Source organism: Streptomyces sp. NPDC104367, from assembly GCF_055583825.1.
The window spans coordinates 25,398-35,944 of sequence record NZ_JBVJND010000057.1 but is presented as its reverse complement, the minus strand read 5'-3'; the positions used below and the strand labels follow the sequence as shown (position 1 = coordinate 35,944).

At 72.7% G+C, this 10,547-nt stretch carries 8 protein-coding genes; 5 read left to right on the top strand and 3 right to left on the bottom strand.

Annotated elements, in window-relative coordinates:
- Nucleotides 1-451: 451 nt before the first annotated feature.
- Entirely contained in the window at nt 452-1,312 is an 861-nt protein-coding gene (locus ACZ619_RS44050; RefSeq protein ID WP_469611604.1) for a helix-turn-helix domain-containing protein, read from the top strand.
- A gap of 49 nt (nt 1,313-1,361) precedes the next feature.
- The gene (locus ACZ619_RS44045; RefSeq protein WP_469611603.1) at nt 1,362-1,847 is read left to right on the top strand and encodes a hypothetical protein; all 486 of its coding nucleotides are present in this window, start codon (nt 1,362-1,364) and stop codon (nt 1,845-1,847) included.
- A gap of 267 nt (nt 1,848-2,114) precedes the next feature.
- On the opposite strand, the gene ACZ619_RS44040 is transcribed toward ACZ619_RS44045, so the two are convergent.
- A complete protein-coding gene (locus ACZ619_RS44040; protein ID WP_469611606.1) occupies nt 2,115-2,312 on the bottom strand; it encodes a DUF397 domain-containing protein in 198 nt (65 codons plus the stop codon).
- A 324-nt stretch (nt 2,313-2,636) separates the two neighbouring features.
- Here ACZ619_RS44040 and ACZ619_RS44035 point away from each other — a divergent pair, with 324 nt between their 5' ends.
- Entirely contained in the window at nt 2,637-3,299 is a 663-nt protein-coding gene (locus tag ACZ619_RS44035; RefSeq protein ID WP_469611602.1) for an aggregation-promoting factor C-terminal-like domain-containing protein, read from the top strand.
- 57 nt (nt 3,300-3,356) lie between these two features.
- Here the strand turns inward: ACZ619_RS44035 and ACZ619_RS44030 are convergent, their stop codons facing one another.
- Complete coding sequence (locus ACZ619_RS44030; RefSeq protein ID WP_469611601.1) at nt 3,357-4,049, bottom strand: PASTA domain-containing protein; 693 nt, start codon at nt 4,047-4,049, stop codon at nt 3,357-3,359.
- A gap of 210 nt (nt 4,050-4,259) precedes the next feature.
- Here ACZ619_RS44030 and ACZ619_RS44025 point away from each other — a divergent pair, with 210 nt between their 5' ends.
- Complete coding sequence (locus ACZ619_RS44025) at nt 4,260-7,127, top strand: hypothetical protein (protein ID WP_469611600.1); 2,868 nt, start codon at nt 4,260-4,262, stop codon at nt 7,125-7,127.
- 105 nt (nt 7,128-7,232) lie between these two features.
- Complete coding sequence (locus ACZ619_RS44020) at nt 7,233-8,054, top strand: SAM-dependent methyltransferase (RefSeq protein ID WP_469611599.1); 822 nt, start codon at nt 7,233-7,235, stop codon at nt 8,052-8,054.
- A gap of 26 nt (nt 8,055-8,080) precedes the next feature.
- Here the strand turns inward: ACZ619_RS44020 and ACZ619_RS44015 are convergent, their stop codons facing one another.
- Nucleotides 8,081-10,387, bottom strand: a complete 2,307-nt coding sequence (locus tag ACZ619_RS44015; RefSeq protein ID WP_469611598.1) for a helix-turn-helix domain-containing protein — start codon at nt 10,385-10,387, stop codon at nt 8,081-8,083.
- Between the last annotated feature and the right edge of the window lie 160 nt (nt 10,388-10,547).

Below are 10,547 nucleotides of genomic sequence, written 5' to 3'. Positions count from 1 at the left end.
CCCCCCAGGTCATCCGTTCGACAGGGGGACACAGTCATGCCGGGCCCGGAGGCCAGCGGCCCCATTGCGGAGCCGCGAAGAACATAACGGGGGCGCGGTGACCGGTCATCACGCTCGGCGACCCCCAGGCGCGGGCGCGCGGGGCGCGTTGGGATCGCGGCGCATACATTGCGCGCCCCCTGCGCGCTCCCATGTGCGCCATCTCTGCGAAAAAGACGGGCTGTTCGGGAGCGCAGGCGAAGGCTGTGACGTTGAGCAGGGACGAGCCGTGTCGCCGCGCAGGTCGCGGTGGTCCGCTCTCGTCGGGTGTGACGCTCCGCTCGTTTCCGACAAGTTCGTTTGGCTCTATGCAGAAAGCTCGGAGCATAATGAGCGATGCGAAGAGCTAGGAACTTTCTGTGCATGGCCGAAGAGGATGCGGGTACGTGCGCGGAGACGGAGCGGAGCGGCTATGACTCAGCAGATCGACCCCAGCCTGAACAGGCGCAAGCTACGCCTGGCGCTGCGTCAGGCGCGTGAGCGTGTCGGCCTGACCCAGCGGGAGGCGGCCGAGCGGGTCGAGTGGTCCCAGTCGAAGCTGATCCGGGTCGAAACCGGGACGGTCGGCGTGTCGGTCAGCGATCTGCGGGCCCTGCTCGGCATCTACCGGGTGACCGCCACCGAGCAGGTCCAGGATCTGGAGCAGGCCGCGCGGGGCAGCAAGGGGCCGAGCTGGTGGTCGAGCTACCACGAGGTCCTCACCCCGCAGTTCGCCCAGTACCTGGGGTACGAGGGAGCGGCGGCGTCGCTGCACACCTACCATCCCATCGTGGTGCCGGGACACCTGCAGACCCGCGCCTACGCCGAAGCCCTGCTGGCCCCCCGCGACTTGGCGCAGGACACGTTCCACAGGGTCGTCGACCTCCGGATGGAACGCAAGCAGCGGATGTTCGACGGCTCAGGACGGCCCGCCTGCGTGTTCGTCCTGGACGAGGCGGCCGTACGACGTGAGATCGGAGGCAAGGAGGTACTCGGCGAACAGCTGGATCATCTGCTCGAACTCGGCGAACGCCGGGAAGTCTCCGTGCGGGTGCTGCCGTTCGAGGCGGGAGCGCACTACAGCACGCTGGGCAGCTTCGTACTGCTCGGATTCCCGGACGACGACGACCTCCTCTACTTGGAGCATGCCGCCGGCAGCATGACCGGCGGTGAGGACCTGCACCTGCTGGCCCGCTACCAGGAATGCTTCCGCACGATCACCGACGTGGCTCTCGGCGCGACCGAGTCGGCCGATCTGATCAGCCGTATCCAGCAGGACCTCGGAGTCCGTTAACAGCCGGGCACCCGTCAACGGCGACGGGACGCCAGCGGGAAGGCCACAAGTGGTCTCCAGGCCGGTATGGCAGCGCCCGCTGGAGTGGGTGCGGGCCCAGACGCAGACACCCGACGGCACGGAGCCGGCGGACAGGACGACGGACGAGGTCCTCATGGCGCAGGCCATCCAGGACCCCGCCCAGGCACAGAACCTGATCGCGATAGAGAAGGCACGCACGGCGAACACGCTGCAACTGGAGGCGGCACGCGGGAAGTCGCAGTTCCGGATGGCGGCCCTGATCGGGGCGTTCGGCCTGGCCGGTCTGGCGATCGTGGTGATACCCATGTTCGTCATAGCCAAGGCCGCCAGCCTCAAGCTGTCGCTGCCCGCGGCCGGGACGAGCACGCTCAGCGTGGTCGGGGCCGGCCTGCTGAGCGGGCTGACGATGTGGGCGAGGCGGGCCCAGGCCCGTCGGCGTGCCGCACAGGTCAGTGAGGCGAGCGCGCCTCGGAACCGTGCGGAAGGGGATCAGAGCCCCGAGCAGACTCACTAGACGACGCACCCGCGCGCCACAGGCCGGCGCTGACCGCGACGATCACGGCCACGGCGATCCACAGGACGCGCTTGAGGACAACGCTGTCAACCAGCGTTGAAGCGATCGCTGCCGCCAGAGTCGCGACTGTGCCCACGGCGAGCGTGAAGGTGATCGCTCCGCCCACTGCCGCCGTACGGCTGCGGACCTTCCTGCCCGGACGCTGAACGGCCGATGCTCCGGCATCCATACGCCCCCCTCCCCTTTGCGGCCGGCTGGTCAAGAACGTCACGGGTCCTGTAACTCTCCTGCCCTCACGGCGTCCAGGAAATCGGACCAGACGCCGGCGGTGAACGTCACGACAGCCGCGGCGGGAACCTTCGAGTCACGGGCCAGCACACGGCCAGGCTCCACCGCGACCTCCACGCACTCGCTCTCGTTGCCGCACAGGCTGCTTCTGCGCCACAAGGGTCTCCCCCCATGCACCACCTCAGTCCTCCCGATCCCCCGATCCGTCCGGATGGTGCGCAGCAACTCTAGTGGACGGTTGTGCACTATCGCAGAGCAACAGCCGGATTACACCGGCCACTCACGACGAACAGCGCTCGCAAGATTACCTTCGGCTACCGAAGCCAAGGTTACGGCCGGCCGACCCCGCCCGCCATACGGGAACCGGCCGATACCGGACCTCCCCCGTGATTGCGTCCAGCGGGAAAGCGCGCGAGAGTGCTTCAACTGCCTTACTGTGCAAGCGAGATGCTGCCGCCGGTGTTCTCGGGTGGCGGCTCGGGCGAAGAGGGAGGGAAGCGCGTGGGCCGGTTGTCGGTGCGGGGGCTCGCGGTCGCCTCGGCCACCGCGGTCGCCGCCGTCGGAAGCGTCGCCGGGGTGGCCTCGGCGAACAGCGCACCCAAGGACGACGCGGAGGCGACGGCGTCCGACGCCACCCTCCTCGCGGACATACCCGTGGGCCACCAGGCCCGGGTGGAGAGCGCCTCGCTGACCCTGCAGGCCGACGCCATGGCCGTACAGGCGGACGCGAACGCCAGGAGGACCGCCGAGCACGCCGCTCGGACCGCGGCCGCCAAGGCCGCGGAGGCGAAGAGGGCCGAGGCCGAGAAGGCGGCGGCGGCCAAGGCCGCGGCCGGCGACCCCGGGGCCGGCTTTCCGGTGCAGAGCTCCTACACCGTGGCGCAGCTCAAGGCGATGGCCGCGCAGATCGTCGGCAGCGGTCAGTTCCAGTGCTTCAGCAACATCGTGGACCACGAGTCCACCTGGAACTATCTGGCGGTCAACCCCTCCTCCGGCGCCTACGGGCTGGTCCAGGCCCTGCCCGGCTCCAAGATGGCCTCCGTCGCCGCGGACTGGCAGACCAACCCGGCCACGCAGATCAAGTGGGGCCTCAACTACATGAACACCACCTACGGCAGCCCCTGCCAGGCCTGGGCCTTCTGGCAGGTCCATCACGCCTACTGACCGGGTGCTTCGGGCGGCCGGGGCGTGCCGTGGGTGGTGATCCGGCGGGTCAGGCGGTCAGTCGCACTGGGCGGGCGGGGTGGGCTTCCTGCCGAGGGTGATCGAGACGGCTGATCCCGGCAGGAGCACGGTGCCCGCGCTCGGGCTCTGCGAGCGCACCCGGTCGACGTTGTCGCAGTCGACGACGGTGCTCACACCGCCGAGCACGTACCCGGCGGCAAAGAGCGCCTGGCCGGCCTGTGTCTGCGTGTCGCCGCGGACGTCGGGCACGGTCGTCACACCGGCGACCGACGCCGAGACGGAGGCGAGGCTCCTGCTGTAGCCGGTGTCCGAGGACAGGTCGACCACCGTGACGTTCCAGGTGACGGTCCCCGTCTGGCTGATGAAGACCGACTGCGATCCGCCGCCGACCGGGAAGACGGTGGTGGACGGGTCGAAGCCGGGCCCGCTGATCACCAGCGCGTCCTCGGCCGTGTTCGCCACGCAGTCCGCGCTCCACTGCACCAGGGCGTTCTGGCCGTAGAGGACTGGGGACGGCGTCACCGTGATCGTGGCGGTCGCGGTGACCGCGCAGTTCAGTCCGGGATCGTCCGCGTAGGCGGGCGTCACGGCGAAGGCCGTGGCGATGAGCGCCGCCACGACCAGCACCACGGCCCTGGGGCCGCGTGCCGCCCGGGCCATGCGCCTTCGCAGCCCGGCGGCCGCCTCGGCGAGCGCCCGATGCCGCCGTGTGCTCGATGGTTCTCTCATGGGTCCCCCTTGTGTGTTCTCTCCTGCCGCCAGCCTGGGGGACGGGCACTCGGGTGTCGTTCGTGATTCCGCTGGGCGGAACGGGCGACAGGTTCCGACGCCGCACACTCACGTTCGGTCAATAAGCGATGAATGACCGGAGAGTGCGGTGGACCCCTTCCGTCCGGCTCTAGGCTGCTCGTCCCCTGCCCGGACACCCGGAGGTCACGAGTGCTGCACCGACTGCCCGAGGACGAGGTCGACCCCGTCCTGCCCAGTGGATTCGACGAGATCGTGCGCGTCGTCGACCGTTACGCGGCCGACCGGCAGAGCGGGATACCGCGGCTGCGGCGGTCGGCCGAACTCCGGCTCCCCGCGCTGCTGTTCGTGCGCGCGCCCGAGGAGCCGGGCGATCCCTCCTCCCCCGCCACGCCCGAGGGGAACGCCTCGGACCCGAGCGCCCTGGTGCGGGCGTACCGGTGGCGGCTGGTGCGGCGTGACCCGGTGGAGGCGGGCAGTCTGGAGAGCCTCGTTCCCCATGCCCTCGTGGACGAGGCGCAGTTGGCCTGTGAACCCGCGCCGGAGGACGGTTCGCCGGCCCTGGCGCCGTCCCTCGCCCTGCTCGACAAGATCGCGCGCAGACTGGGCGGCACCATGCCGGCCGGAGCGGGTGCGCTGCGCCTGAGCGAGTTCGAGGTCTGTCTGTCGGTGCTGCGCGGCGGCTTCCCGGACGGCACGGTGAACGGCCGTCCGGCCATGCGGAACCTGCTCTACGGCCGCCATGCCTGGACCTTCGGCCTCGGGCCCGAGGTCACCCGGCTCAGCGAGGACCTGGGTCCCCGGAAGGTGACGGCCCTGCTGCGGGCGGCGGCCGTACCGGTGGCACTGCTGTGGCGCTGGTGGTACGGCGTCCGGCTCGACCGGGGGCACCGCCGCCGCTGGGTGGCCGGCATGCTCGGCGAGACCGGGCGCAGCTTCCTCGGTGCGGCGGTCGCCCTGCGCGAGGCGCACCTGCGGGCGCGGTCCGCGGACGCCGACGGGACACCGCAGCCGGAGGCCCGTACGGCGGCGGCCCGTGACGCGGCGGTGGTCCGTCAGATCCTGCTCACCGCGCTCATCCGCGACCTGGCCAGGGCGGCCCGGCCGCCGTTCTGGAGCCGGCGCGGGCCACGGCGGCCCTGGTCCTTCGTGGTGCTGCTGCCGGACGTCGGTGCCGAGGGAACACCCAGCCGCCGATTCCTCGACACCTTCGCCGACGTGGCCGAGGACACCCCCGACTGCCCGCTGCTGGTGCTGGGCGCGGGCACCGCGGACGTCCCGCCGTACGCCGCCCGGCCGGCGGGCCAGGGCGATGCGCCGGACCAGGCCCGGGAGATCGCCGCGCTCTACGCGTCCGGGGCCGCCGGGCGGCCGGCTCGGGCCGTGCACACGGTGGTGCTGCCGCGTGCCTCGGACCGGGGCAGCGCCGCCGACCGGCTGGCCGTGCGTCCCACCGTGCGGGTGCGGGGCGGTCGCCACCAGGGCTGGTCCCGGCCCGTCGCGGCCGCGACGGCGCTGCTGCTGGCCGCCGGTGCCGTCTGGTACGTGGTGATGCCGCCGAAGTCGCCCGCCGCGGCCGACGACGGCAGGGGCGCGCCGGTCGCGTCCTGTCTGCGGGTCAGGACCGGCGAGGTGGTCGGACTGACCGACGGCAGCGACGGCTGCGATCTCGCGCACGGCCTGTACGCGTCCCAACTGCGGGACCTGGAGCGGACCCTGGGCAGTCAGAACGCGCGGGTCGACCGGTCCAAGCCGTACCGGACCCTGGTCTTCTTCGCACCGCTGAGCGTCGGGTCGCAGTCCCGGCGCACCGTGCCGACCGGTCTGCAGATCCTGCGCGGGGCGCTGCTCGCCCAGAAGGAGGTCAACTCCCTCAACCTCAAGCACCAGGTGCCGGTGCGACTGCTGGTGGCGAACGCGGGCGAGTACTTCCACTACGGCTCGCTCGGCGGCCTCAACACAAAGAACCTCAGCCGCACCGACGTCTCGCGGATGATCGTCGACCGGACGGCCCGGGACCGCATCGCCGCCGTCTTCGGCCTCACCCAGAGCCGCCCCGAGTCGCTCCAGGCCGCCGTCGAACTGGGCGCCCGGGGAATCCCGGTGCTCGGCACCGGGGTCACCGGCCAGGCCATGGTCGGCGGGAACTCCCCGGTGTCGTACTTCCAGTTGTCGCCGCCCGACGAACGCGTGGCCCACGTCATGGCGTCCTTCGCCGGCCTCTCCCCCGAGCTGCACGCCCTGACGAGGTCCGCGCCCGGCCGCAAGGCACCGGCCGCGATCGTCGTCTTCGACCCGAACGACACCTACTTCAGCGCCGACCTCATGGCCAAGTTCCGCTCGGACTACGCCGGTTCGGGCCCGGTGCGGCTGGTCCCCTACCGGGAGTCGGACGGCGGCAGCCAGACTCCGGCCGTCGCCGCGAACGTGTGCACCCTCGTCCGTCAGACCGACGGCTTCGTGCTGTACGCCGGCCGCTCCAGCGTCATGCACGACCTCTTCTACTACCTCCAGGGCGACAAGAACTGCCGTACGCGCGGCGGCCGTGTGGCGGTGCTGGCCGAGAGCTCGGCACCGGACCTGGTGCTGCACCCGGAGCTGATGCCGCAGAACTACGGCTCCCTCACGCTGTTCTACAGCCAGTTCAGCCAGCCCGACCCCGACGGCCCCTTCGCGCGGAGCTTCCGGGCGGCGTACCGGGTCTCCACCGACAGCGACGCGGCGGCCGGCTACGACGCCGTGAAGATCCTCTTCGGGGTGATGACCGAGATCTCCGGGACCGACCCGGACTTCACCCCGAGCGCGGTCGTCACCTTCCTCCAGTCGCCGGGCGTGCGGGACTACGTCGGCCAGTCCGGCATCATGACGCTGGGCAACGGCGACAAGTACCCGCACGGCAAGGAGGTCCACATCCGGGAGATCACCCCGGCCGGTACCACCGTCACCGACCTCACGTGCGGCGCCCTGGCCACGAGCGCGGACCCCGTCACCCACTGGGGCCCGGACGGCCGGTTCCCCTGCCCGCCGGAGAGCGAACCGGGACTCGGTTCGACCTCATGACGGGCTCATGACCGGCTCATGACCGGTAGGGTGCGCTGCGGGTGACGCTCCATACCCGCCGGGACCAGGGCGAGTGCCCGCCGTGCAGAGCCGAGGAGAGCGCTTTTGTTAGCGGAGTCAGGTCGTGGGCAGGCGCCCATAGACACCAGCAAGCCGCACCCCGCCCGCATGTACGACTACTACCTGGGCGGCAAGGACCACTACCCGGTGGACGCGGAGGCGGCGGAGCAGGTGCTCGGCCACACCCCCGACGCCCGTACCTTCGCCCGCGCCAACCGGCTGTTCATGCACCGGGCCGTGCGGGTGCTGGCCCGTGACCACGGGGTGCGGCAGTTCCTCGACATCGGCACCGGCGTACCGACCGAGCCGAACCTGCACCAGGTCGCGCAGGCGCAGGCTCCCGAGGCCCGGGTGGTCTACGCCGACAACGACCCGATCGTCCTGGCCCACGCCCGGGCGCTGCTGCACGGCGCGCCCGAGGGGCGGGTCGCCTACGTACAGGCGGACGTGCGGGACCCGCGGGCCATCCTGGAGGCCGTCGAGACCCGCGCGACCCTCGACTTCGGGCGGCCGATCGCACTGAGCCTGTGCGCGCTGATGCACTTCGTGCCGGACGACCACGGCGCGCACGGCATAGTGCGCGACCTGCTCGACGCCCTGCCGGCCGGCAGTTTCCTCACCCTGAGCCACGGCACCACCGACTTCGACCCGGTGGGCATGGCCCGGACCCAGGACGTGTACGTCCGCGCCCGCATCCCGATCCAGCTGCGCTCCCGGGCCGGGATCCTCCGGTTCTTCGACGGGCTGGAGCTGCTGCCGCCCGGGCTGGCCGTGACCCATCGCTGGCACCCGGAACCGGACCAGCCGCTGGCCGACATCACCGACGCCCAGGCCGGGTTCTACGGCGGAGTGGCCCGCAAGCCCTGACGGGGGCGGGGGCCGGGCCGCCGGTCTCACCCGACGGCGGATGTCCGTTCGAGGTCGGCGAGGGCGGCGGCCGCCTCGACCTGTCGCGGGCTTCTCAGCGCGGCGAGGGCGTCGCGGGCGGCGAGGAGCGTCTGCCGTGCCTCGGGGTGTCCCGTGGCGGCGAGTGCCCTGCCCAGGTCGAGCCGGGCCTGTTCGGCCCAGGCCGGCATCTGGGCGGCCTCGAAGTCGGCGAGTGCCTGCCGCAGGGGCGGTTCGGCCTCGTGCCAGCGCTCCAGGGCCGCCAGGTCGTTGCCGATCTGCTGCCGGGCGACCGCGTGGTAGAGGCCGATCAGCTCGGCCGTTCGGCCCGGCACGCCCGCCCGGCAGATCCGTTCGCTGCGGCGGTGGATGTCGAGGGCTTCCGCCGCCCGGCCCGTCTGCCGCAGCAGGGTGCCCAGGGTGTTGAGGATGGTCAGTTCGGCCAGCCGGGCCTGCGGGGAGTCCTGGGCGGCGAGGCGGCGGGCGGACCGGCGCAGCCGCTCGTGGGCCTCCTCGGTCCGGCCCAGCCGGTGCAGCGCGCCCGCGCCGTAGCCGAGCGCCCAGCCCTCCTGGAGGCCGTCCCCGCAGTCGCGGGCGGCGGTGAGCGCGGCGTCGGCGGAGGTCAGGGCGGCGTCGGGGTCGTGGACGCAGAGGTTGTGGGCCCAGGCGAGGTAGTTGAGGTGGACCGCCTCCTCCCGTCGGCTGCCCCGTGCGCGGGCGGAGTCGGCGGCGCACGCGAACACCTCGACCCAGTGTTCCCAGTGCTGGGTGACGTCGGAGAACCAGTGCATGGCCTCCGCCGTGTCCAGGACCTCCCGGTGCCGGCCCTGCTCGTGGGCCCGGCGCAGTGCGGCGAGCCACTGGGCCCGCTCGGCCTCCAGCCAGGCGCGCGCCTCGTCCCGGCCGACGGGGGCCGTGTCCGGGTCCGGGTCCTCGTGGAGTGCGGCCGGCGCCGGGTCGACCTCGAAGTGGAGCGCGGCGGCGGTGGCCCGGCGCAGCATCCAGCGGTCGGTGCGGTCGAGGGCGGCGGCGCGGTCGCCGGGGCCGTCCTCGGTCGCGGTCTGCTCCGCCGCGTAGAGCCTGAGCAGGTCGTGGAAGCGGTACCGCTCGGCGTCGGGGGCGCTCTGGAGCAGTCCGGCATCGGTCAGTTCCTCGGCACAGGCGTAGGCCTCGTCGTGGGACAGCCCGGCCAGCAGCGCGCCGGTCTCGGGGCTGAGGTCCGCACCGGCGGCCAGTGCGGCCCGGCGCAGGAAGGTCGCCGTTTCCGGGGCGAGTTGCCGGTAGGAGAGCGCGAAGGCGGCGCGCACCTGCAGGCTGCCGGCCCGAAGGCCGTCGAGGCGCCGTCCTTCGGCGGCGAGGCGGGCGGCGAGTTTGCCGAGCCGTTCGTGGGGCCGGCTCAGCAGCCGCTGGCCCGCGATCCGGACGGCGAGCGGCAGATGTCCGCACAGGTCGGCGAGGTCCCGCGCGGCCTGTGCCTCGGCCTGGACGCGTTCCGGGCCCAGGATGCGGGTGAGGAGTTCGACCGCCTCCTCGCGGCGCAGCAGCGCCAGGTCGCTGCGGTGGACGGACTCCAGACCCGCCAGCGAGTGGCGGCTGGTGACGAGCGTCAGGGACGGTCCGGTGCCGGGCAGCAGGGGGCGGACCTGGTCCTCGTCGGCGGCGTTGTCGAGCAGCAGGAGCAGGCGCCGGTCGCCGGCCAGCGAGCGCCACAGGCCCGCGCGGTCGTCGGTGCCGGCCGGTATCGCGCCGTCGGCGACGCCCATCGCGCCCAGCAGCCGGGACAGCGCGTCCCGGGGCGGGGTGGGCTCGGGGTCCATGCCGCGCAGGTCCAGGGCGAACTGCCCGTCGGGGAAGTGCGGGGCGAGGCGGTGCGCGGCGTGCACGGCGAACGCCGTCTTGCCCAGCCCCGGCTGACCGGTGACGACGGTGACCGCCGGCCGGCCGTCCTCGGCGTCGTGGGCGAGTTCCAGCAGCCGGGCGAGGGCGGGGGCGCGCGCGGTGAAGTCCCCGAGGTCCCGCGGGAGGGCCAGGATGGAGTGCGCGGCCGGGCCGTCGGCGGTGCGGGGGCGCGGGCGGCCCTGGGCGGCGGAGTCCTCCAGGTGGGCCGCCTCGTCGCCGTCCAGACCCATCGCTTCGGCCAGTGCCCGGACGGTACGGCGCTGCGGCCCCCGGGTGCGCCCGCGTTCCATGTCCGCCAGTGCCCTGACGCTGACCCCGGCCGCGTGGGCGAGGGCCTCCTGGCTGAGGCCCGCGCGCGTCCTCAGCCGGCGCAGCCGCTGCCCGAAGTCGCCGCCGGCAGGCGTGGCACCGCGCACTGTTGAAGCCCCGTTCGTCCGGCTCCACCTGCGGGAGCCACCGGCAGAAGTATGACGGACGGTAGTTCTGCCGGGTGAACTGCCTGGGAGAGGAAGGCACTTGGTGATCGACTGAGGACACGCGTTCGTGCCCGCCCCGCTGTCCGTCACCGGACGGGGC

What these genes read in the sequence shown, in the direction of transcription:
- ACZ619_RS44050 (WP_469611604.1), top strand. Translation starts at nt 452, where the DNA reads ATGACTCAGCAGATCGACCCCAGCCTGAACAGGCGCAAGCTACGCCTG.
- ACZ619_RS44030 (WP_469611601.1), bottom strand. Translation starts at nt 4,049, where the DNA reads ATGAGAGAACCATCGAGCACACGGCGGCATCGGGCGCTCGCCGAGGCG.